24 protein-coding genes are annotated in these 23501 nt (G+C 44.9%); 6 read left to right on the forward strand and 18 right to left on the reverse strand.

The annotated features are described in order from the left end of the window. Positions 1-136: 136 nt before the first annotated feature. The 4 genes from L0991_12890 to L0991_12905 all read right to left on the reverse strand — a co-directional run bounded on the left by L0991_12890 (position 137) and on the right by L0991_12905 (position 3015). Positions 137-625 (reverse strand): DUF2489 domain-containing protein, encoded by a 489-nt coding sequence (locus L0991_12890; protein XGB62271.1) that lies wholly within the window; start codon positions 623-625, stop codon positions 137-139. 6 nt (positions 626-631) lie between these two features. Then, the gene (yihI, locus tag L0991_12895) at positions 632-1189 is read right to left on the reverse strand and encodes a Der GTPase-activating protein YihI (GenBank protein XGB62272.1); all 558 of its coding nucleotides are present in this window, start codon (positions 1187-1189) and stop codon (positions 632-634) included. Then, positions 1189-1827 (reverse strand): class I SAM-dependent methyltransferase, encoded by a 639-nt coding sequence (locus L0991_12900; GenBank protein XGB62273.1) that lies wholly within the window; start codon positions 1825-1827, stop codon positions 1189-1191. Before L0991_12900 ends, yihI begins: the two co-directional genes overlap by 1 nt. Positions 1828-2397: 570 nt before the next feature. After that, complete coding sequence (locus L0991_12905; protein ID XGB62274.1) at positions 2398-3015, reverse strand: cytochrome c4; 618 nt, start codon at positions 3013-3015, stop codon at positions 2398-2400. Positions 3016-3163: 148 nt separating this feature from the next. Here L0991_12905 and yihA point away from each other — a divergent pair, with 148 nt between their 5' ends. Continuing rightward, positions 3164-3823 carry a ribosome biogenesis GTP-binding protein YihA/YsxC gene (gene yihA, locus L0991_12910; protein XGB62275.1) on the forward strand — a complete coding sequence of 220 codons (660 nt, stop codon included), beginning with the start codon at positions 3164-3166 and terminating at the stop codon, positions 3821-3823. A gap of 224 nt (positions 3824-4047) precedes the next feature. Continuing rightward, positions 4048-4647 (forward strand): GTP-binding protein, encoded by a 600-nt coding sequence (locus L0991_12915; protein ID XGB62276.1) that lies wholly within the window; start codon positions 4048-4050, stop codon positions 4645-4647. A gap of 506 nt (positions 4648-5153) precedes the next feature. Here L0991_12915 and polA read toward each other — a convergent pair. The 3 genes from polA to hemB all read right to left on the reverse strand — a co-directional run bounded on the left by polA (position 5154) and on the right by hemB (position 10209). Beyond that, complete coding sequence (gene polA / locus L0991_12920; protein XGB62277.1) at positions 5154-7952, reverse strand: DNA polymerase I; 2799 nt, start codon at positions 7950-7952, stop codon at positions 5154-5156. Positions 7953-8653: 701 nt separating this feature from the next. Further along, positions 8654-9088, reverse strand: coding sequence for a GNAT family N-acetyltransferase (locus L0991_12925; protein XGB62278.1), 435 nt, complete (start codon positions 9086-9088; stop codon positions 8654-8656). 77 nt (positions 9089-9165) lie between these two features. Next, positions 9166-10209, reverse strand: coding sequence for a porphobilinogen synthase (gene hemB / locus L0991_12930; GenBank protein ID XGB62279.1), 1044 nt, complete (start codon positions 10207-10209; stop codon positions 9166-9168). A gap of 208 nt (positions 10210-10417) precedes the next feature. Between hemB and L0991_12935 the strand changes: the two genes are divergently transcribed. After that, positions 10418-11179, forward strand: a complete 762-nt coding sequence (locus L0991_12935) for a TatD family hydrolase (protein XGB62280.1) — start codon at positions 10418-10420, stop codon at positions 11177-11179. Between the two features lie 285 nt (positions 11180-11464). Here L0991_12935 and tatC read toward each other — a convergent pair whose 3' ends face one another. The 7 genes from tatC to rmuC form a co-directional block, all read right to left on the reverse strand. After that, positions 11465-12220 (reverse strand): twin-arginine translocase subunit TatC, encoded by a 756-nt coding sequence (gene tatC, locus L0991_12940; GenBank protein ID XGB62281.1) that lies wholly within the window; start codon positions 12218-12220, stop codon positions 11465-11467. A 66-nt stretch (positions 12221-12286) separates the two neighbouring features. Further along, a complete protein-coding gene (gene tatB, locus L0991_12945) occupies positions 12287-12694 on the reverse strand; it encodes a Sec-independent protein translocase protein TatB (GenBank protein ID XGB62282.1) in 408 nt (135 codons plus the stop codon). A 3-nt stretch (positions 12695-12697) separates the two neighbouring features. Next, positions 12698-12940 (reverse strand): Sec-independent protein translocase subunit TatA, encoded by a 243-nt coding sequence (gene tatA, locus L0991_12950; GenBank protein ID XGB62283.1) that lies wholly within the window; start codon positions 12938-12940, stop codon positions 12698-12700. A 53-nt stretch (positions 12941-12993) separates the two neighbouring features. Continuing rightward, positions 12994-14628: a ubiquinone biosynthesis regulatory protein kinase UbiB gene (ubiB, locus tag L0991_12955; GenBank protein ID XGB62284.1), complete on the reverse strand. Its 1635-nt coding sequence runs from the start codon at positions 14626-14628 to the stop codon at positions 12994-12996. Next, positions 14625-15230: an SCP2 domain-containing protein gene (locus L0991_12960; protein ID XGB62285.1), complete on the reverse strand. Its 606-nt coding sequence runs from the start codon at positions 15228-15230 to the stop codon at positions 14625-14627. The genes ubiB and L0991_12960 overlap by 4 nt, the downstream gene beginning before the upstream one ends. Positions 15231-15332: 102 nt before the next feature. Then, complete coding sequence (gene ubiE / locus L0991_12965) at positions 15333-16112, reverse strand: bifunctional demethylmenaquinone methyltransferase/2-methoxy-6-polyprenyl-1,4-benzoquinol methylase UbiE (GenBank protein ID XGB63901.1); 780 nt, start codon at positions 16110-16112, stop codon at positions 15333-15335. Positions 16113-16177: 65 nt separating this feature from the next. Next, positions 16178-17710: a DNA recombination protein RmuC gene (rmuC, locus tag L0991_12970; GenBank protein ID XGB62286.1), complete on the reverse strand. Its 1533-nt coding sequence runs from the start codon at positions 17708-17710 to the stop codon at positions 16178-16180. Positions 17711-17848: 138 nt separating this feature from the next. On the opposite strand from rmuC, the gene L0991_12975 reads away from it, so the two are divergent. Next, a complete protein-coding gene (locus L0991_12975) occupies positions 17849-18754 on the forward strand; it encodes a DMT family transporter (protein ID XGB62287.1) in 906 nt (301 codons plus the stop codon). 124 nt (positions 18755-18878) lie between these two features. On the opposite strand, the gene L0991_12980 is transcribed toward L0991_12975, so the two are convergent. The 3 genes from L0991_12980 to ftnA form a co-directional block, all read right to left on the reverse strand. Continuing rightward, on the reverse strand, positions 18879-20072 hold the full coding sequence (locus tag L0991_12980; GenBank protein XGB62288.1) for an NAD(P)/FAD-dependent oxidoreductase: 1194 nt from the start codon (positions 20070-20072) through the stop codon (positions 18879-18881). A gap of 229 nt (positions 20073-20301) precedes the next feature. Then, positions 20302-20625: a universal stress protein UspB gene (gene uspB, locus L0991_12985; protein ID XGB62289.1), complete on the reverse strand. Its 324-nt coding sequence runs from the start codon at positions 20623-20625 to the stop codon at positions 20302-20304. A gap of 68 nt (positions 20626-20693) precedes the next feature. After that, positions 20694-21221, reverse strand: coding sequence for a non-heme ferritin (gene ftnA / locus L0991_12990; GenBank protein XGB62290.1), 528 nt, complete (start codon positions 21219-21221; stop codon positions 20694-20696). A gap of 189 nt (positions 21222-21410) precedes the next feature. Here ftnA and uspA point away from each other — a divergent pair, with 189 nt between their 5' ends. Further along, positions 21411-21845, forward strand: a complete 435-nt coding sequence (gene uspA / locus L0991_12995) for a universal stress protein UspA (protein XGB62291.1) — start codon at positions 21411-21413, stop codon at positions 21843-21845. Between the two features lie 52 nt (positions 21846-21897). Then, positions 21898-22776: a carboxylate/amino acid/amine transporter gene (locus L0991_13000; GenBank protein XGB62292.1), complete on the forward strand. Its 879-nt coding sequence runs from the start codon at positions 21898-21900 to the stop codon at positions 22774-22776. 117 nt (positions 22777-22893) lie between these two features. Here the strand turns inward: L0991_13000 and L0991_13005 are convergent, their stop codons facing one another. Beyond that, positions 22894-23460: a DUF3450 domain-containing protein gene (locus L0991_13005; protein XGB62293.1), complete on the reverse strand. Its 567-nt coding sequence runs from the start codon at positions 23458-23460 to the stop codon at positions 22894-22896. Positions 23461-23501 lie beyond the last annotated feature (41 nt).

The raw sequence follows: 23501 nt of genomic DNA on the forward strand, positions 1-23501 counted from the left end.
CTAGCTTGATCACTAACAATGCACCGGAATACGGAGGTGCAAAAGGTAAGAAGGCTCATTTAGCACTCGGGTTAAAGATAATTCATCTTAAAAACACCGGTAGTAAACAAGCCTCTATATTTAATAGTCTTAGCGACTAGATCATCTGGATGTTGATTTGGTTGTTAAGAGGCTTAACCTTCTCCTGCAACCTTTTCAAATCCTCGATGACTGCATCGTTCAAGCGAGTCTCTGCCTTGTGGCGTGTGAGATTCTGCTGCATGCGCTCTTTCTTTGTCAGTTCCTGCCTTTCTTCTCCGCGCGCCATATCTTTAACAATATGGTACAGCTCGGAAAGGGCCGGATATTCTGCGTCAAGATCGACACGCTCATCTCCCTGAACATTATCCATGATGATACACACTCGGATACTGATCTCAGGCAAATCACACTGGCCTTGAATACCCGCAAGGCACAAAGTATTTACGTTTTCGTAAATCGTCGCGTTACGTTTTTCAATCGCTAGTGCTTGATGCTGCTTTTGCAACTCCGTCTGCTTCTTCACTTGAAGTAGAAGGTAACCTGCGTAAGAGCCCAAGCCGAGAATGATAATTCCACCAGCAATTGCTAATAAGGTTACGTTCATTGGCTATTAACCCTTAAAGCTGTCTAAGTCGATATCTTCGAATTGAGATAGCAAGTCTTCATCAGAATTTGCTTTCTTGTTCGATACTACCGGCGTTTCTTCGAAGAACTCTTCTTCATCGTCTTCTGGCTCTAATAGACCCAAGCGGCCCATTAGGTGCTCAATACGATCAAGCTTCTCATCAACGAACTTCTGTAGACCTGCACCTAAGTTTTCACCATTTTCGAGACGGTCTAGTAGCGTGTTCAGTTGTGGATCATTCTCAAGCATCTCTAACTCTTGCTCGTTAGATAGCTTGCGCTCCTGCTTAGTTAGCTTCTTCACTGGTTCAACGATCAGTGGGATTTTTTTCTTGCTGCCTAAACGTGGGTCGCGAGCTTGCGCTGCTTTACGCTGTTTCGCGTCGCTACCATCTGAGTGGCGGCTGCCTGATTTTAGGCCTTTACGCTTTTTCAGACGCTTACGTTCACGACCTTCAACGTCAGATTCGCTACGGTTACGAGTAACGATAACTTCAGGAGCACCATATGCTCCCGGCTTTCTAGATTTTTTACTACGGCTCATTACTGGGTCTTCCTCAGTAAAATTACATCATTTCCAATAAATTCGAGTTCGAGCTTATCCCGCTCTGCCAAAAACTGGAATGTTTGACGACTAAAGAAGACGACATGTGTCGGGTCATTCTTATAGTGCCAACCAGCAAACGCGTCCACGTCTATTACTAGCTTGGTCATCAGACCAATCCAGCCCTTGGGCTTAACTAAATTCAACCATTGCTGCCACACCTTATCTGGATGGTAGAGATGCTCTATCACCTCGGTGGCAGTCATAAAGTCATACGTTTTCTCCAGCACAGAAGTTTCTGGGTGGTAGTAAATATCGTACAACTCCATGGTGTGTCCGGCTTCTTCTAACATAATAGATAGCGTAGGGCCCGGGCCACAACCAAAATCCAACCCGTGTGAGTTAGATGAAATTTTGTCTGTTAATGGATCCGCGATGCGAGATAAAAAGCGGCGATAGCCGGCATCACTAGGATCGTTCTCATGGAGATCATAGTGCGCTTTCTCTTCGTTTGCTTCTAACCTTTGATCTGGTTTTACAAATACCAGCTCACATTGCTGACACTGCAGATAGGCTCTGCGTTTGTCTTCAAAATAGTGATTCACGCCTTGGTGATGGCATAAGGGACAAGTATACATAGCACATCCTTAAACAGGGATGCGAAACATACCAGAAACTGCGTTTATAGTGGAGAGGTATTGGGTGTTTTTTCATCAAATCAATAAAAAAAGCGATAGGAAAACCTATCGCTCTCTAAATCTGCCTATATCGGCCAAAATTTGCATACTCAACTTGGTACACAAATCTCCATTTGTTATTGGTGCTTTCCATGCCAAATTTGTTTGTTGTTCATCGTCCTGATGAGTTTTGGCTATCCTTTTCTAACACCTTGTTGCTGGGCTGTCCTAGCCTGATCCGTTTCTGTCTATACCGTTAGACTAGATGATCATCCGTATCTAAGTCAGCTCCTAGCTGATGGCGGTTACTTTACCGTGTTACAAAAAGACTACAATAGTGCGACTTCACACTTTCGAACACTAATTGATCACACATTGATAAATTAGACACAAAAAGATAAACCATCACAAATATCTATTGGTGAAGCCTGAAAAAAGAAAACGCCCCAATCATTTCTGATCGGGGCGTCTTCTTCAATCTCGCTCGAACGTACATTTCTTCACTCTGGCTAAGAGCGAGAAACCGACAAATTAGTGTAGACCACCAACGTACTTCGATAAGGTATCAATTTCTGCGTCTGTTAACTTTTTAGCTACATCACGCATCATCGCATTCATGTCGTTATTACGGCTACCATCGCGGAATTTTTCAAGTTGAGCCTTGATGTATTCTGCGTGTTGGCCTGAAATTTTAGGGAAGCCTGACAGCTCGGTGCCGTTACCACGAGGGCCGTGACAAGCGATACACGCTGTTAGGCCGCGCTCTGCGTTGCCCGCTGTGTATAGGATCTTACCTTCTTCAACTACGTTCTCAGGAGTAGAGTTGTTAGAGATTGGCAGAGATGCGTAGTATGCCGCTAGGTCAGCCATGTCTTGTTCAGACAGAGGCATCGCCATTGCACCCATTACAGGTTCATTACGACCTTGCTTACCACCACTTGTCATACCTAGCTTAAGCTCTTTTAACTGCTTCTCTAGGTACTTCTCATGTTGGCCAGCCAACTTAGGGTACTGAGTGATCAGACTGTTGCCGTCAGCACCGTGGCAGGCAACACATGTTTGTGATTTGGCTTTACCAGCTTCAATACTACCTTGAGCCCATACTGAGCAGCTGGCTAAAAGACTCAAAATTAGCGCTAATTTCTTCATGACATTCCATTATAATTATCAAGCTTCCAGTACCACTCTATGTTGCCACTCATGGTACAATAGGCGACCTTATGCCGAGCACGGTTATTTTACACAAATTCACAAAAAAGTAATCAATCGACTACACAAAGTCGAGATGGAGTTAACAGTGAGCGTAAAAATTCATTATCAAAACACGCATTTCATTACCAGTGCACCTGATATTCGTCACTTACCAGAAGACGAAGGGATCGAAATTGCGTTTGCAGGACGCTCCAATGCTGGTAAATCTAGCGCGTTAAATCGCGTTACAAACCAAAAAAGCTTGGCGAAAACCAGTAAAACACCTGGTCGTACTCAGCTTATTAACCTATTTAAGGTGACGGACGGTTGTCATATCGTCGATTTACCTGGATATGGTTTTGCTCAAGTACCGCTTGAGATGAAGAAAAAGTGGCAGAAGTCGCTAGGTGAATACCTTCAAAAACGTGAATCGTTGAAAGGTTTGGTGGTATTGATGGACATTCGCCACCCAATGAAAGACCTAGACCAACAAATGATTTTCTGGGCCATTGATAGCCGTATTCCAGTACAAGTGCTGCTAACTAAAGCCGACAAGCTGAAGCAAGGTGCACGTAAAGCACAGCTGCTGAAGATTCGTAAAGATGCGCAATCTTTCGGTGGTGATGTCGCTGTTGATGTTTTCTCTTCACTGAAAGGCATTGGTGTTGACCAACTGCGTAACAAGATGGATGAATGGTTCGCGCCAGCGCTTGCTGATCAACTCATCGACGAACTAGAAAGCGAAGAACACAACGATTCAGAGTAGCCTCTTTATATAGAGGGAACACATAGCGAATCGATCGCGACTCCAAGGGATCGCACCTTATCAATACCCTGCCTTATATAGGTGGGGTATTTTTTTGTCTATAAATTAGCGGGTTAAACTCTAAAACCGAGAATAAAAAGTAAGATAAACCCGTTACAAACAACAGAAGTGAACCATACTAAAAGACAAACTTTTATAAACAGTACAATGAGAAAGGAACACTCATGTGGAAAATGCCCCTAATCGTAATAGCGCTGATAATGGTTTCATTTTCAGGACTCGCCTCTGAAAAAGAAGCAACGGAAACGCCACTGATCAACGTTGATATGACTTTAGACCTTGATGGCATGGAGAGGTATGCTCAAGATGCGAGCCAATCTCTGGAGGTGATATCTCAGTCACTGCAAGCCATCGTTAATAACCCTAACCTTAGTGACGAACAACAACTGGCGCTTAATCAAACGGTTGAAAGCATTAACAAACTCGCCGACACCACCAAAACCTCGCTCAAGCAACTGCCACAAGCCTTAGACCAATCACGCGTCGCCTTTAAGCAAACAAGCCAAACGCTGATCGATGATATCCAAACCAAAATCATCATCGCGTTGGTTGCCGTTGTGGGTGTGATTATTATCGCCCTAACCGCGATTTACCTACTGATCTTGAAGCCTATGCAGCAAACCTTGGTAAAAGCGACCAACAATATCTCTTCAATGGCGCAGTCCATACAGATCACCGCCGAAGCCCTCAAATACAGCACAGAAAAACAACAGAAAATCATGGACTATATTGAGCATTCACCCACTCAATGCACTGATAAATAAGGCGCGAGCGATCAATCCTTTATCGGCACTTTGTAAAATAAAAGTTATTTCAAATGATAAAACAATCATTTTATGTGTGGATTTAAATTACCAATTGCTGATTGAATTCCAAATTCACAACGAATGGAATAGATAAAGAAGGCACTTAAAAAGCGTAACAAAAGCACTAGAAATGAAGCATTTTTCAGGGGAATGGTAGGTTGGAAATATTTTTCTTTCGCACAAGAAAAAACGCCCCAGTCAAATACTGACTGGGGCGGCTGAATCAGCCTAATCCAATAACGTGAAACAAAAGGTCTGAAAGATAGAACATCTTACCTCTGTACCCTACGAGATTTAATGTACAACAATTGCTCAGAAATGAAAACAATTTTTGTAGTTTTTTTTCATGAATGTTTTATTAAAACACTTAAACCCTTTGTGGGATTGAACTTTATTCGAGACAAAAAAAAGCCAGTGTTTGTGCACTGGCTCATACTAATTTGCTCAATAAGGTCAAAAACTGATTAGTGGGCTTGATCCCAGTTGTCACCGTGACCCGCTTCCGCAACAAGCGGTACATCTAGGTCAGCAGCAGATTCCATCAATTCTTGTACTTTACTTTCAATTTCGGCTAAAGATGACTCTTCCACTTCAAATACCAATTCATCGTGTACTTGCATCAATAGCTTAACTCGGCCATCACCTTCCGCTTGAATCCACTCATCCACCAACAGCATCGCTTTCTTAATGATGTCTGCGGCTGTACCTTGCATTGGCGCGTTGATCGCTGCACGCTCAGCTGCCTTACGACGCATGCCATTACGAGATTGAATTTCAGGTAGGTGCAGACGACGACCGTAAATGGTTTCAACGAAGCCCTGCTCTGAAGCTGCGCTGCGTGTGTCTTCCATGTACTGCATCACACCAGGGTAACGCTCGAAGTAAGTATCCATGTAGTGCTGTGCTTCACCACGAGGAATACCTAGCTGCTTAGCCAAGCCAAAGGCACTCATGCCGTAGATAAGACCGAAGTTAACCGCTTTAGCACGACGACGTTGCTCAGAAGTCACATCCTCAATATTAACGCCAATGATCTCAGCTGCGGTTGCCGCGTGGATATCTTTGCCTTGTTGGAAAGCTTCCAGAAGCGCTTTATCACCCGATAGGTGCGCCATGATACGCAATTCAATTTGAGAGTAATCGACCGCTAGAATCTTCCAACCGTGCTGTGCAACGAATGCTTGGCGGATACGACGGCCTTCTTCATTACGAATTGGGATGTTCTGTAGGTTTGGATCGGTCGAAGACAAACGACCTGTCGCCGTTACCGCTTGATGATACGAAGTATGAACACGACCCGTTTCAGCATTGATCATCTTCGGCAGCTTATCGGTGTAAGTAGACTTCAGTTTCGCAAGACCACGATACTCAATGATCAATTTAGGTAGCGGGTAATCTAGCGCAAGTTCCTGTAGTACTTCTTCATTGGTTGAAGGCGAACCAGATGGCGTTTTCTTGATAACAGGCAGGCCCATTTTCTCGAACAGAATCGCTTGCAGCTGTTTCGGGGAGTTCATGTTGAACTCTTGCTCAGCAATCTCGTAAGCTTTTTGTTCTAGCTCATCAAGACGAACCGCAATCTCTTGTGACTGTGCACCTAGCAACATGTCATCAACGAATACACCGGTACGTTCAATGCGAGACATGACTGGAATCAGCGGTACTTCGATCTCTTCATAGATCGCTTTTAGCTTTTCGTCTTGCTCAATGTTTTCCATTAAGCGATTATGCAGACGCAGTGTTACATCAGCATCTTCAGCCGCATATGGAGAAGCTTCACCCAGCTCAATCTGATTGAACGTCAGTTGTTTCTTACCTTTACCTGCAATCTGCTCGAACGAGATGCAGCTATGTTGTAGGAAACGCAACGCCAAGCTGTCCATATCATGCTTACCGCCAACGCTATTGAAAACGTAAGACGCTAGCATGGTGTCATGCTTGATGCCTTTCATCTCAATACCGTAGCGCGCTAAGACGCTCATATCGTACTTGAGGTTTTGACCCACTTTAGCTTGTGCATCATCTTCAAGAATCGGCTTAAGCTGCTCTAGTACCCAATCGCGATCCAGCTGTTGTGGTGCGTCTAGGTAGTCATGAGCAACCGGTACGTAAGCGGCAACACCTTCTTCAGTTGCGAACGATAGACCAACCAGGTTAGCCACCATGTAATCTAGGCTGTCTGTCTCAGTGTCAAAAGCAAACACCTCTGCCGCTTTCAGCTTTTCTAGCCAAGCGTTGAAAGTCTCTTCATCAAGAATGGTTTCGTACTTGCTACGATCAATCGTCACTGCTGAAGTATTCATTTCAACGGTTGAGGCTGCAGACGAACCACTGCTACGTACAGCGCCAGATTTCTCATCAGCTTCAACGACACCAGTACCACCCTCAAGGAGTTCATTTAGCCAAGATTTGAAGACCAGTTGACCATATAGCTTAATTAGCTCATCGGTGTTTGGTTGGGTTTTTACGAGTGACTCTGGTGTCTCTTCAAGCTCAACATCCAGTTTAATCGTCGCCAGTTGGTAAGACATTTCAGCGTTGTCTTTATTGTCGATAAGCTTCTTAGCCATCGTCTTAGAACCACGGAAACCAAGCGCTGCAATATCATCTAGGTTTTGGTACAACTTCTCGATGCTACCAATGCCTTGCAGTAGAGCTGTTGCTGTTTTGTCACCGACACCTGGTACGCCAGGAATGTTATCCACTTTATCACCCATCAGAGCAAGGTAATCGATGATAAGTTCAGGTGGGATGCCAAATTTCTCGATAACACCTTCGCGATCCATCACTACGTTAGTCATGGTGTTGATCAAAGTAACGTTGTCATCAACCAGTTGGGCCATATCTTTATCGCCAGTACTGATCAAAACCGGCATGCCCGCTTTAGATGCTTGCGAAGCCAGCGTACCGATCACGTCATCCGCTTCAACGCCAGGGATCGAGATAAGTGGCAGACCCATAGCACGAATCACGTTGTGCAAAGGTTCGATCTGGCAACGCAGATCATCCGGCATAGGTGGACGGTTAGCCTTGTACTCTGGGTACATGTCATCACGGAACGTCTTTCCTTTCGCATCAAAAATAACCGCAATACGATCAGAAGCAAATTGACGCATCATGCTGCGCAGCATGTTAACTACACCGTAAACCGCGTTAGTTGGGATATCACCATTGCTCATGGTGCCAGGGTAAGCATGAAACGCGCGATATAAGTAAGAAGAGCCATCGATCAGAATCAATGGATTATCAGGAATACGAGCCATAATGTTTGTGTATCCAGTAAGTACAGAAATTATCTGTTAAGAATGCCACGTCTGTTGGTTGGATTCCACGTTGTCGATCCGTATCCGTTCACTCGGTTGTGTTCGATATAATCAATTTGTTGTTATTTTTTGTTCTTAGATACAGGCGTTCTGTGGATAACTCTGTTTATATTATTTATCCACCCTGTTGAGAACTAAGACAGATAAAGCAGAAAACACAAACAAACCATTGAAAATAAAGCAAAAATTTACAGATCGAACAGATGATCAACGATCTTTTTAAGATCTTGCATTGTGGAAAAGAATGCTGATGGCGTTTTATTCATAAAAATACGTGCTACTAAATATGCATCCTGTTGAAATGGTAGACATAAAAAAAGCGACACCCGAAGATGTCGCCTAGCAAAAACCGGTAAAGCCATTCAAATTGAATACCACAGCTTTACCTAAAAGCTATAAATTACACTGGAAGCAATGTGAGCAATGTCGTGTCAAAAAGAACTTAGTACAAGTTCGCGAGAATTCTGTTGGGTAACCAAGTTGATACTTGATTACTTAACATCCTTGTGAACATTTCCTCATTCCCTAAGACAGGTTTAATAATAATGATTCTCATTTAATAGTCAACCACTAAATGATAATAAATCTCATTTAATTTTAATTGACTGATTAATGCCACGACTTCAACGCGTTGATTAAACCTATAACTGTTTTACGAAGTGAATGCGATGTTCTCGAATATCCTCTTTTTCTTCCAGTTTTTCGATCTGATAACCATTCCTCAATAGTAGACGTAACATGGCAGGAAACTGATTACGCGATTTCACTTTGAGTTGTTGGTAGCCTTGTTGTTTCACCCACTGCTCCTGAACATCTAATTGAGCCTGTGCGACTCCTTTGTTTCTCGCGAGCGGCGATACACCACCAAACCAACTGTAAAAAGTGTTCGGCTCCAATTCATAGCCGATCTTAAAACCCAGTAGCACGCCCGCTTCTTCCGCGACTAAAATCAAACCCTTTTTGTCTGATAAGCGTTGTGAAAGAGAAGCCACACTCTCTTTTTGAGCAAACTCATTAATCTGCTCAACAACCGAAACCACTTCTTCCAGCGAGCCTTCACGTACGATGACTGACATACTTTCCACCCTCATAAACGAAAGGGTTGGCACGACGGCCAACCCTTTAAATACTCTTTTAACTTAACCTAAAGTCGTTACTTTTCTCTTAAATGCTCAGCAGCCTTTGCATTGTCTTCAGCTAGCCACTCAGCTACATCTTTAGCAAAGTAAGTTAGGATGCCATCCGCGCCAGCACGCTTAAAGCACAGTAGTGATTCCATTACTGTATCGCGCTCTTTCAGCCAGCCATTTTGAATCGCCGCTTTGTGCATCGCGTATTCGCCAGACACTTGGTATGCATACGTCGGAGCTTGCAGCTCATGCTTCACACGACGCACGATATCTAGGTAAGGCATGCCCGGTTTCACCATCACCATGTCCGCACCTTCGTTAAGATCCATAGCGACTTCGTGAATGGCTTCATCACTGTTTGCAGGATCCATCTGGTAGTTCTTCTTGTTACCACCTTTCAGGTTAGACGCACTGCCGACAGCATCACGGAATGGGCCGTAGTAGCACGACGCGTATTTCGCAGAGTACGCCATGATTTGAGTGTGAATATAACCCGCTTCTTCTAGCGCTTCACGAATCTTACCGATACGACCGTCCATCATGTCCGATGGGGCAACCACGTCAGCACCCGCTTCAGCGTGAGACAGTGCCTGTTTGATCAGCACTTCTGTTGTCTCATCATTCATCACGTAACCATCGTCATCGATGATGCCATCTTGGCCATGGGTGGTGAACGGGTCTAGCGCGACATCTGTGATAACGCCAATGTTCGGCACATGTTCTTTTAGTGAGCGTACAGCACGCTGAACCAAGCCTTCAGAGTTATGGGCTTCAGCCGCGCATAAGCTTTTAGCATCTTGGTTCACGACTGGGAATAGAGCAATCGCAGGAACACCCAATTTAGAAAGGTAATCCGCTTCCTCAAGCATAAGGTCGATCGACAGGCGTTCAACACCCGGCATAGACTCTACAGGCTCGCGGCGGTCTTTACCCATTAGGATAAACATTGGGTAGATTAGATCATCCACAGACAATTGATTTTCTGCCATTAGGCGACGGCTAAAGTCGTGCTTACGCATACGGCGCATACGGCGACCTGGGAATTGACCTTGAATTGAAACAGACACTAGATTCTCCTTGCCTAGTCTAAGTACCGAAATACTTAGATATGAAAAGTGCTAAATACAGGCAAAAGCATATCACTGATGGCTCAGGACGCTAGCAGTAAAATATAAAACCCACTCAAAAACAGGGAGAAATGGCAAAAAATGACCTTCTCCTCACACTGCCGTATACTCATGACAACTCAGTAAAGACCGCATTCAGGACAAAACAATGATCGACACCCATGCTCATATTTACGCTAGCGAATTCGATGAAGACCGCGAACAAGTGGTGCAGCGCGCACTGGCTCAAGGTATTGATACGATTCTACTACCAAACATCGACCTAGAATCTATCGAGCCAATGCTAGCAACGGAAGCTCAATTTCCGGAAGTATGTCGTTCAATGATGGGCTTACACCCCTGTTATGTGGATGGAAATATTGAAGAAACACTAAAGATCATTCGTGCTTGGTTCGATAAACGCGACTTTATCGCAGTGGGTGAAATCGGTATCGATCTCTACTGGGATAAAACCTTTAAAGCCGAACAAGAGATGGCTTTCGTTACCCAACTGCAGTGGGCAAAAGAACTCGACCTACCGGTGGTGATCCACACTCGAGATTCAATAGAAGAGACTCTGGCTCTACTAAAACAAGAGCAAGACGGCAGCTTACGTGGTGTATTTCACTGCTTTGGCAGCAGCCTAGAAGAAGCTCAAGCGATCAATGCACTCGGCTTCCACCTTGGTTTAGGGGGTGTTTCGACCTTTAAGAATTCAGGTATGGATAAAGTCATTCCACACCTAGATATGGACTACGTTATCTTAGAAACGGACTGCCCTTACTTAGCGCCAGCGCCAAACCGTGGTAAACGCAATGAACCAGCGTACACAGAACTAGTCGCCAAGCGTATTGCAGACCTACGAGGTATCACTCTAGAAGAGGTTGAAGCGATTACAACAAACAACGCTAAATCATTGTTTAATTTGTAAATAAAACCGAAATCGATTTCTATTGTTTTCAATAAAATTCATTTGTTAATACGCAGTGATGTGTATATTATCAACCATCTGCATATGGAGGTAGTTGATTATGTGTGACCATTCACAACACTTGCAACGTCAACATCGAACCCTATGGCATAAAATTTTGGGCATCAAAGAGCTCTATGTATGTCAAAACTGTGGCTATCAGTTGAAGATTCGATAATCAGACATAATAAAAAAGCGGCCCAGGGCCGCTTTTTTATTATGAGATTTTTACTGCAGAGCTCTAACTTACGATTCTGCTTCTTCCTCTTCATCGCCGTCTGGCTTGCGCACATAGAAGCGAGCGAAGAACAGACCGATTTCAAACAAGATACACATTGGAATCGCCAACAGTGTTTGAGAAATCATATCTGGCGGTGTCAGCATCATACCGATAATAAAAGCACCCACGACAATGTAAGGGCGCTTCTCAGCTAGCGCTTTAGGTGTCGTTGCACCCGTCCAACACAACAAGATGATCGCCACTGGTACTTCAAAGGCAATACCAAAAGCAAAGAACAGCGCGAGTACAAAATCAAGATAACTCGATATGTCCGTCGCAAACTCTACCTGCCCTAACGAGATAGCCGTAAAGAAGCTGAATACCAATGGGAATACCACGAAGTAAGCAAACGCCACACCACAGTAAAACAGCAGAGAACTTGAAGCCAAAAGTGGCATGATCAAGCGCTTCTCATGCTTGTACAAACCCGGAGCCACAAAAGCCCACACCTGATACAAAATAAACGGTACCGCGACAAACACAGCGGAAATTAACGTTAGTTTCAAAGGTGTGAAAAATGGCGATGCAACATCGGTTGCGATCATCGTCGCCCCTTCAGGTAGACGATCTACCAAAGGTGCGGATACGAATTCATAAATATCATTAGCAAAATAAATTAGCCCGATAAACACCACTAGAACGGCGAGAATCGATCGTAGTAGTCGATTACGGAGTTCTAGAAGATGGCTAATTAAAGGCTGTGTCTGCTCAGTCGAAGACATTTCAAACCTCTTAAACAGGAAGATCGAAAAGGAGTCGCGTATATCTGGCGACCCCTCCTTGCGAGACTATTCGGCTTTTTTATCTGACGGTGCTGAAGCTTCACTGTTAACCTGAATGGTTTCAGATTCCACAGTTTCCGTGACACTAGGTGTAGTCTCACTCGGCTTATCAGACTCAGGCTTAGCGTATGGACGTTGAACTTCAGCAGCGGCCTGCTTTAGTTCATCGACTGACGCTTTAAGGTCTGGAGATAAATCTTCCATACCCATTTGTTCGGCCTTGCGTAGATTTTCTTGTAGCTCTTGCACCTTAAGCTCGTGAGAAAGTTCATCTTTCACACTGTTTGCCATACTTTTCGCCGCACCCACAAACTTGGATACACTGCGAATTGCCACAGGCAAACGCTCAGGCCCTAGAACCACTAACCCAACGACAGATATTAATACCAGTTCCCAAAAACCGATATCAAACACGATTTACGCCTGCTCTTTGTCTTTCTTTGTTTCAGCAGTCGCTTCTGTCTTCTGCTGTTCAATATTCTTTGGTTCGAAGTCTGCGTCTTTCTTATCTGCAGGCTTTTCATCATCGCTCATTGCTTTCTTGAAGCCTTTAACCGCTGAACCTAAGTCACCGCCCATACCGCGCAGTTTCTTTGTTCCGAATAGCAAAATTACAATTACAGCAATGATTAGAAGTTGCCAAATACTGATACCACCCATTGTCATTGTCCTCGGGTCTGTCTACACAAAAAAATATAAAGAGAGTCTACTGTCTAACGACGGTAAGCTCGCCAACTAAGCAGCCAAAATGTGACACCTGCGATGCCACAGCCCATAGATAGCTGCTCATAAGGGCTTGAAACTAATATTGCGGAGCATACGACTAAAGTGGCTCCAACGCCAAACAAAAACTTTCCAGTTGCTTGCTGACGCTTACTCTCTCGGTAACCTTGATAAAGCTGATCCATTCTATGGTTCATCGCTTTACCTTGGCGCAAGCTGTCATAAAGTAACTCTGGCAGCTCTGGCAGTTTTTCTGCCCAGAATGGCGCGCGCTCTTTCACTGCGTTAATCACAGCTTGCGGCCCCACCTGATTCATCATCCAGGTTTCAAGGAAAGGCTTCGCGGTTTCCCACAAATCGAGTTGCGGATACAACTGACGACCCAATCCTTCAACATACAACAAGGTCTTTTGCAGCAATACCAACTGAGGCTGAACCTCCATGTTGAAACGCCTTGCTGTATTAAATAAGTTTAGCAACACATGGCCAAATGAGATCTCACCAAGTGGCTTGGCAAAGATCGGCTCACACACCATGCGGATCGCGAACTCGAAGTCATTAACGTTGGTATCATGCGGCACCCACCCCGAATCAACGTGCAGTTCTGCAACTTTACGGTAATCTCGGTTGAAGAAAGCCAGCAAGTTTTCAGCTAAATAACGCTTATCTTCACTGTTAAGTGTGCCGACAATGCCACAATCGAGACCAATCCACTGAGGGTTATCTGGATTTTCTGGGTTAACGAACACGTTGCCCGGGTGCATGTCAGCATGGAAAAAGCTGTCTCGGAAAACTTGGGTGAAGAATACTGTCACACCACGTTCCGCCAGCAGTTTCATGTTGGTGCCGTTGGCTTTTAAGGTCTCGACATCCGAAACCTGAATACCGTAGATACGCTCCGATACCATCAAGGTTTCGCTGCTTAAATCAGGAATCACCTCAGGAACGTATAACTCTTCGCTGCCTTCAAAATTGCGACGCAGTTGAATGGCATTTGCAGCCTCTCGGCGTAGGTCCAATTCATCAAGTAAGGTTTTTTCGTACTCATGAACGACTTCAACCGGTCTTAAACGACGTGCTTCAGGAAGCGACTTAGCGACTATACTCGCCATTCGATGCATCAGTTTTAGATCTGCATCAATCACCGGGCGAATATCTGGTCGAATTACCTTCAGAACCACCTCTCGGCCATTCTCTTTTAACTTCGCAGTATGCACCTGAGCGATGGACGCTGAAGCAAGTGGTTCAATATCGAAGTCGGTAAACCAGTTATCTAAACTGCCACCCAGAGCCTTCTCCATATCTTGCTTAGCCAATTCACCATCAAACGGCGCCACTTGGTCTTGCAAAAGTGCCAACTGATCAGCGATATGAGGGGGGAACAGATCACGACGTGTCGACATCATCTGTCCAAACTTGATCCACACTGGCCCTAGCTCTTGCAAAGCCAGACGTAGACGATGCCCTAACTCTTTATCTTTGTGCTTGTTCTTAATCCAAAACAGTGACTTTCTCGCCAACAGAGGCGCTTTGGTCAGTTGGTGCTCTGGCATCAATTCATCAAGGCCATATTCCAACTGTACCTTGATAATATGATAAAGACGTTTCAGTTCTGTTGGGGTCATGCTTTCTCCAACAGCGCGTTCAACTTAGCTTCTAGGCGTGCTGCTGAGCTTTTTACGTCATCAACCTGATCGCAAAAGTGTGCCACCTCTAATGGCGCAGGGGCAATTTTCCACTCCTCGGTCAGAACCTGAGCGAAGTGATTCTGATGTTTTGTTGCCTGCTTTGCCACAAGGCCACCAACGTTCTTAACGCCTTGTACCAAGGTATGAGCTACCACATCACCTGTCACGCGAGACAACCACTCTTCCAAATCAGGTTTGCAGTCTGTCATCAGCTGAGAAAACTTCTGTGCCAACTGAATATCACCGTCCAAAATCAGCTTATCTTGCTTGATTAGCTTAGTAATATTCGATTGTTCACGCAGTTCTGGCAATACAGATAGATTCAAAGATAAGTAGCAATCAGGTTGCCCCTCGTATTCTGACAACACATCAATTTGTTGGCTAAAAACGAACGTAAGTGTTTTATTCAACTCTTTCAAATTGACTTGAATGATCTGCCCTTTTAAACGAGACAAACGACGAACCAATGCTGGATCATCGTTTACTAGCGTATTCAAAGAGGTTTCAATAACCGCGGTTACCAATGGATCAAATGGCATGACTGTCCTTACCTTTGAAAACGGATAAGCCTTAACCTATCCGTTCTATCTTTATTCTTATTTTCTATCTAACACGCTCAAAGCGCTTGCTACCAAGCTCAACTAGAACTTGTAACCTCGGTGCAGCGCTACAATGCCGCCCGTTAGGTTGTAGTATTTCGTATTCTCAAAACCGGCTTCTTGCATCATGCCTTCCAGCGTTTCTTGGTCTGGGTGCATGCGGATAGATTCTGCAAGGTAACGGTAGCTGTCTGCATCGTTAGCAATCAACTCACCCATTTTTGGCAATAGGTGGAATGAGTACGCATCGTATACTTTAGACAGTGGCTCAAGCACTGGCTTAGAAAACTCTAGAACCAATAGGCGACCACCCGGCTTAAGCACACGGTACATAGAGCGAAGTGCTTTATCTTTATCGGTTACGTTACGCAGACAGAAGCTGATAGTAATGCAATCGAAATAGTTGTCTGGGAAAGGCAGCTCTTCAGCATTCGCTTGTACGTAATGTACGTTGCCAACAATACCGCTATCACGCAGTTTATCGCGGCCAACATTCAGCATTGAATTGTTGATATCAGCAAGAACTACATGGCCTTTTTCACCAACGATACGCGAGAATTTCGCCGTCAGGTCACCAGTACCACCACCAAGGTCTAGAATACGTTGACCAGGGCGAACGCCACTGCAATCAATCGTGAATCGTTTCCACAAACGGTGAACACCACCCGACATTAAGTCATTCATGATGTCGTATTTAGCGGCTACAGAGTGAAATACCTCTGCTACTTTCGCGACTTTTTCGTCTTTCGCGACTGTTTCGAAACCAAAGTGTGTGGTTTCTGACTCTACTGCTGAATTTGTCTGCACGCTTGTGTCCATAATGCTGTTATCTACCATGGTAAGTTCTCATCGACAGCACACTCTGTGTTTAGAGGCGCTGCGGCCGATTAGTTTACTTTATCCTCAGCGGGTTGTCTTTCTACTAAGGGGGCATTTTCTGAAAAAGCCTCATTTTGCGCCATTTCTGCCAAACCAATAGAGATAGGTTTCTTCACCTCAACGCCAAGTTGCTTGAAGCTTTCGGCCTGACGAATCACATTACCACGGCCTGTTACTAGCTTATTCATGGCACCTTGATAGCTTTGATTGGCTCTATCTAGCGAACTACCAAGGCCTTCCATATCATCGACAAACAGACGCAGCTTGTCGTAAAGCTTGCTTGCGCGCTCAGCAATCACTTGCGCGTTCTGGTTCTGTCTTTCATTGCGCCACAAGTTATCAATGGTGCGCAGTGCCACCAGCAAAGTAGTTGGACTGACCAAGATGATGTTTTGCTCCATCGCGTCTTTCACCAAGCTAGGGTCAGCTTGAATCGCCACTTGGAATGCAGGTTCAACGGGAATAAACATCAGTACGTAATCCAAGCTTTGGATGCCTTTAAGCTGATGATAATCCTTCTGGCTCAGGCCTTTGATGTGCGCTCTCAGTGAGACCAAGTGATCACGTAATGCGGCATCACGCTGCTGATCGGTTTCGGCATTGAAGTAGCGCTCAAAAGCAACCAACGCCATTTTAGAATCGACCACCACTTGCTTATCTTGTGGCAAATGGACAATCACATCGGGCTGATAGCGCTTGCCTGCATCGTTCTGTAGGTTCACTTGCGTTTGGTACTCGTGCCCTTCTCGCAGACCAGACTCAGCAAGCACACGAGCCAGCACCACTTCACCCCAGTTACCTTGCTGTTTGTTGTCACCCTTGAGCGCCTGCGTTAGGTTAACCGCTTCACGAGTCATGCTTTCATTAAGGCGCTGCAGGTTTTTTAGTTCATGCACTAAGGTATGACGCTCTTTAGCTTCTTGGCTAAAGCTATCGTTAACTTGCTTCTTGAAGCCTTCTAGTTGCTCTCTTAGCGGTGAGAGTAACCCTTCTAAACTCTGCTTGTTTTGCTGATCAACCTTAGCGGTTTTGGTTTCAAAAAGCTGATTGGCGAGATGCTCGAACTGCTGCTTTAGGCGTGATTCAGCCTGCTCTAAGAGCTGCAGCTTTTCACTGTTAGCAAGGTTCTCTTGATCGTGCCTTGCTTCTTGCTCACGCAGTTCAGCCTCCAACTCCGACTTATGGTCTTTCAGTACGTTAATCTCATCGGCATACTGCTGTCGTTCTTGTTTGACCGCTTCGAAGTAGCGAAGCTTTTCCATCGCCGCCATCACCTTACCGTGTGCTTGTTTAAGCTCAAATGCGGCTTTGTCTCGCTCGTCATCCATTTCATCGAGCTCTTGCTGTGCCTCTGCTAAGGAGGATTTGAGCTGTGACTGCTGAGATTCATGCAACAAACGATCAGACTCAAGTTGCTGCTCGAGCAATCGCTGCTGAAAAGAGAGCTTCTGTTTAACCCACCAACCCACGACGCCGCCACTGACGAGTGCGCCAGAAATAGCAGCAATAAGCGTTGCCTGATGTTCGATAATCCATTGCATGATAATGATTTAGCCTAATTGGAAATAACTCATTAAATGGTATTTTGATACTGGATAAATGTCCAGTTTGCCGTATTAAAATTCGACAGATAGACTAAGCGCTCCGTATTCAGTCCCACCCAATTAGAATGAGTTGCCATGAACGAACGTCGTGCCTTGGGCTTTGGCCTTTCCGCAGTACTGCTGTGGTCAACGGTCGCTACTGCTTTTAAGCTGACCCTTGCTGAGTTTTCACCTATCCAAATGCTGACCATTGCCAGCATTGTGTCGTCGATTGCGCTGATCGCGGTCTGCGCCTTTCAAGGTAAGCTTTCTCAGCTAAGCACAACATTCCTATCAAACCCTTGGTACTACCTACTGCTTGGTTTGGTTAACCCGCTGGCCTACTACCTGATTCTCTTTAAAGCATATGATCTGCTGCCAGCTTCTCAAGCTCAGGCCATCAACTACAGCTGGGCAATCACTCTAACGCTGATGGCAGCCGTTTTTCTGGGGCAAAAGATTCGCAAGCAAGATTGGGTGGCTTGTACCTTCAGTTATGCGGGTGTGGTCGTGATTGCTACCAAAGGCGACGTACTAGGCATGCAGTTCGATAGCCCACTTGGTGTCGCGTTGGCTCTGCTTTCAACCCTACTTTGGGCGGGCTACTGGATCTTGAACACCAAAAACAAGGCTGATCCTGTGGTGGGTGTACTGCTTGGATTCTTAGTGGCGCTACCCTTTGCGATTGGTTTAACCATTTTCGAGGGCGAGAGCTTTAGCCAAATCACGGCGAAAGGTTGGATGGCGGTGACTTACGTTGGCCTGTTTGAGATGGGAATTACCTTTGTGTTGTGGCTATCGGCATTGAAGCTCACCAACAACACAGCACGCATCAGCAACCTGATTTTCGCATCACCTTTTATCTCTTTGATGCTACTTTCCACCATTATCGGCGAAGAAATTCACCCATCAACCCTGTTTGGTTTAGTGCTGATTATTGCTGGCTTAGTGATTCAACAAATCAAATTCTCAAAAGACAAAGCGGTTGCTAATGAGAGCTAAAAGCGTCGATTGATAGAGAAAATTATCAACTTAGCCGCTTTAGGTTATAAATCAGATACAAAAATGGCGAGTCGTATGACTCGCCATTTTTATGTAATTTATCTAGGTTAGAAAAGCTAAGCGCTTACACCCACTGACCAGCAGTAAAACCTGAGCTCCAACACCATTGGAAGTTGTAACCACCAAGCCAACCCGTTACGTCCATCACCTCACCAACGAAGAATAAGCCTTTGATGTTCTTACATTCCATGGTTTTTGAAGACAGGTGATCGGTATCAACGCCACCAAGAGTAACTTCCGCCGTACGGTAGCCTTCAGTGCCATTTGGTGCGATTTTCCAGTTTTCTAGATGCTCAACAATGCCATTAAGCTGCTTTTCGTTGAACTGCTTAAGCGGTTTATCTTCTAGCTCTTTACGGTCAATCAGCACCTCAACAAAACGCTTTGGTAGTGCTTTTGCTAATGTGTTCTTTAGACTCTGATTTGGATGCTTCTCGCGAGAGTTCGCCAATAACTCAGCCACATCGACTTCTGGTACTAGGTTAATCGACACCGACTGACCCGCTTTCCAAAATGAGGAGATTTGCAGTACAGAAGGACCAGATAGACCGCGGTGCGTAAACAGCAGCGCTTCTTTAAATAAGGTCCCATCTTGCGCTGTGATCTCCGCAGGAATCGCAATACCAGAGAGCTCGGCGAAATCTTCTTTGTCTTCTTTATGCAGCGTGAACGGCACTAAGCCTGCTGTAGTCGGCATAACCGACAAACCAAATTGCTCTGCAATCTTGTAGCCAAATGGCGTTGCGCCCAACTTAGGCATCGATAAACCACCGGTTGCTACCACCAGTGAATCACATTCAACTTGGTCGGTATTGAGGTGCATCTTGAAGCCAGAATCGGTCTTTTCGATAGAGTGAACGTCGCAGCGGTAGCGTTGCTCAACTTTCGCTTGCTGACATTCTTCAAGCAGCATGCTGACGATATCTTTTGCTGTGTGGTCATTCACACAAAATAGCTGACCATGATCGCGCTCTTCAAACTCAATGCCGTACTTGCTCACCATAGAGATGAAATCCCAGTTGGTGTATTGAGACAGAGCCGATTTGACGAAGTGGGGGTTTTTACACAGGAAGTTATTCGCAGACACATCGTAGTTGGTAAAGTTACAACGGCCACCACCTGAGATTAAAATTTTTCTGCCTGGTTTTTTCGCATGATCAACCACCAGCACTCGTCGGCCACGTTTACCAGCTTCCGCGGCACACATTAAGCCTGCGGCGCCCGCACCAATCACGATTACATCAAATTTTTCACTCATTGCGGTTCTGCTTTCTTCACTTTGCACCTTGAGGACGCCCTGTTCTCAAAATGCCATCAATAAAAAAGGATGTGCATTAACAGCACATCCTTACTAATTGCTCGCTATTTTAGCGGCAATTTTAAACTTTGCAATTGGTGTTCCATCGTACAAACTTCGAACACTAGCTAGTGTTTTTCAAAGTCCAACGAGAAAATAAACGACACTCTAATCACACACGCTGATTTACCTAGACGATAAACGCAGCCAGTAACGTCACACCAAGCAGAGCCGAAGACAGTATAAATAGCTCTCTCACTCTATCACATTTAGAGGTAAACACCTCGTCGTGGTGATGGTGGTACTCTTTGCTTTTGATGTAACTAAACAAGCGTACTTGTTTGGTCATATTGCCATGAGTTGTGAAGAACCCACCTCCGTCTACTTGTTGATAAAGTAGAGGATGTGCTTCTCGCATAATATAAATAAGCGTTCGTAGCGCCGTAAAATAACGCGCCCAGTTCACGCAAGTCACAACCATTAGTGCAAATAGAATAGTGTCGCCGCTGATCATCCTTTCCTCCCTACATCTTCAAAGGAAAACTCAAAAGAAAAAGATAATCAGAGTCTTTTTCTTACAGCCTAGGCTGCAGGAGCATCCATGATTGAAGATGAACCATCTTTTGCCAATTGCGCTAGGTCTTTATCAATAAAGAACAGTGCTTTACCGTCTTCACCAACAAGTTCTAGCTTATCCAATACACCTTTAAACAACTTCTCTTCTTCGTGTTGCTCTGCAACGTACCATTGCAGGAAGTTAAAGGTTGAGTAGTCTTGTGTGCTGAAAGCAACGTGAGCCAACTTATTGATCTTTTCAGTAATCATCTGCTCGTGCTCGTAGGTTTCACGGAATACTGCGCCAAGGCTTTCAAATTCATGTTTTGGGGCTTCGATCGCACCTAAAATTGGCATTGCACCTGTCTCACTTACGTAAGTGAAAAGACGCTGCATGTGTTCCATTTCTTCTACCGCATGAGCACGCAGAAACTCTGCTGCACCTTCAAATCCTTTGTCTTCACACCAAGCACTCATTTGTAAGTATAGATTGGATGAGAAAAATTCTAGATTAATTTGCTCGTTCAGTTGCTCAACCATAGTTTTTGACAGCATTTAAGACTCCTAAGTACATCCTCAATTTTCTCTACTATATCACTATTTTATTAATATCTCGCTGACCATTAGTTAACCGATATTTCGAACCTTCATTACGCAAGACGATGGATATGAGATCACTTCAGCAAAAAAAGGCATCGCATAGTGCTAATCTTTAATCAGACAATGAATAAAGGAGGTAGCGATATGAGTTACAAACATATTTTGGTCGCAGTCGATTTATCAGATGACAGCAAATTAATTGTGGATAAAGCGGTAGCATTGGCAAAGCCATTAGAAGCCAAAGTCTCTTTTATCCATATCGATATTAACTATGCCGAGCTCTATACCGGGCTGATTGACATCAACATGGCAGAGACCCAACACAACGCGATGGAAGCATCTCGTATTCAGCTGCAAAATTTTGCGGAGCACGCTCAATACCCGATCACCCATACCCTCGTTGGCAGTGGCGATTTGAGCCATGAGTTGTGCGATACCATCACCGAATACAACGTTGATTTAGTGGTGTGTGGTCACCATCAAGATTTTTGGAGCAAGCTGCTCTCTTCTACACGACAACTGATCAATGCTACTCCGGTTGATATGCTGGTCGTGCCTCTAAGAGATTCAGAAGACTAATGATTTAAGGTTAGGTAACATACAGCTCATCTCTTAATAACGAAGTTTTACTATGAGCTATTTAGCTGGTGTTACCCTCCTATGGGCCTTCTCTTTTAGCCTGATTGGCGTCTACCTTGCTGGTCAGGTTGATTCTTGGTTCTCTGTTCTGATGCGTGTTGCTCTAGCCGGTATCGTCTTCCTTCCTTTCCTGAAGTTCCGTGGCATCCCTGGTAAGTTGATCGGTAAGTTGATGGCGATTGGTGGTATTCAGCTTGGTCTGATGTACTGCTTCTACTATCAATCTTTCTTGCTGCTATCCGTACCGGAAGTGCTGCTATTTACCGTCTTTACTCCAATCTATGTCACTCTGATTTATGACTTCCTAAAAGGGCAATTCTCACCTTGGTACTTAGTCACGGCTGCGATTGCGGTATTGGGCGCAGTATTCATTAAGTTCGCTGGAATTAACGACAACTTTTTGGTTGGATTCCTAGTCGTGCAAGGTGCAAACCTCTGCTTTGCGATTGGTCAGGTGGGCTACAAAGTGGTGATGGAGAAGGAATCGACAGAGCTTCCTCAACATACGGTATTTGGCTATTTCTACCTGGGCGCTCTGTGCGTGGCTTCGGTTGCGTTCATGCTTCTAGGCAACCCTGAAAAACTACCAACCACTTCACTTCAATGGGGAATCCTTATCTACCTAGGCTTAATTGCTTCTGGGTTGGGTTACTTTATGTGGAACAAAGGCGCATGCATGGTAAACGCAGGTGCACTTGCTGTAATGAACAACGTGTTGGTACCTGCAGGTCTAGTCGTAAACATCCTGATCTGGAACCGAGACGTTGATTTGGTACGACTATCGATTGGCGGCGGAGTTATCTTGCTTTCTCTCATCGTGAATGAGACGTGGGTGAAAAAGCGTGTGGCGAGATCGGCGGCCAACGCCTAACAAATTTTTATGCGCCAGCGCGGCCAAGTTCTCTTCGGAGACAAAAAGCAAAAGAGCGACCTAAGGTCGCTCTTTTTAGATCTGGCTAACGTGTTGAATAATGTTCAACAGTTGGTGTTAGTGAATATGATTGACAACCACAGCCTGGTTTTCAGTGAAAGCTACATCATCAAGTCGTAAGTTGATGCGTTGCAATTCACTTTCCAGCTTCTGACTTTTCTTAAACAGCTTTTGCTGCTTCTTAATCATCTTCGCCAGCTTCTTGTTGTATTTCTCTTGTTTCTTCGCCGCTTTCTTCGCTCGCTTCAATTCTGATTTCTCATCACCACTCGCGTTGGCGATGCGTTTTTTCAGTTTGGATTTTTTCGGTGACGCTTGTTTCTCTGCGTTTCCAAGAGCAACGGCTGGGTCAAACATCTGTACTGATGAATCAGGCATCTCTGCCAAGGTGACTTCAGGCTTCGGTAGCGTTTCAGCTAACAAACCACAAGCTGCCTTCTCTTCAGCAGGCTTATTCTGACAACCGAGCGGTGGAATTGCTGTTGGTTTACATAGGTTCGCTTCGTCCGCCGATGAACGTGCACAAGAGCGGCACACAAACTTAGGTTCAGTAACCAAGCTGTGGATCTCGCCTAGGTGTTCGGTAATGTCTCGACGGTTTAACTTACAAAAGCGTTTAGCCATGCTACAACTCCAGCTAAGAATAATAATGATTCTTAGTTAGA

Origin of the sequence: Vibrio chagasii (genome assembly GCA_041879415.1) — a bacterium.
GTDB lineage: Bacteria > Pseudomonadota > Gammaproteobacteria > Enterobacterales > Vibrionaceae > Vibrio.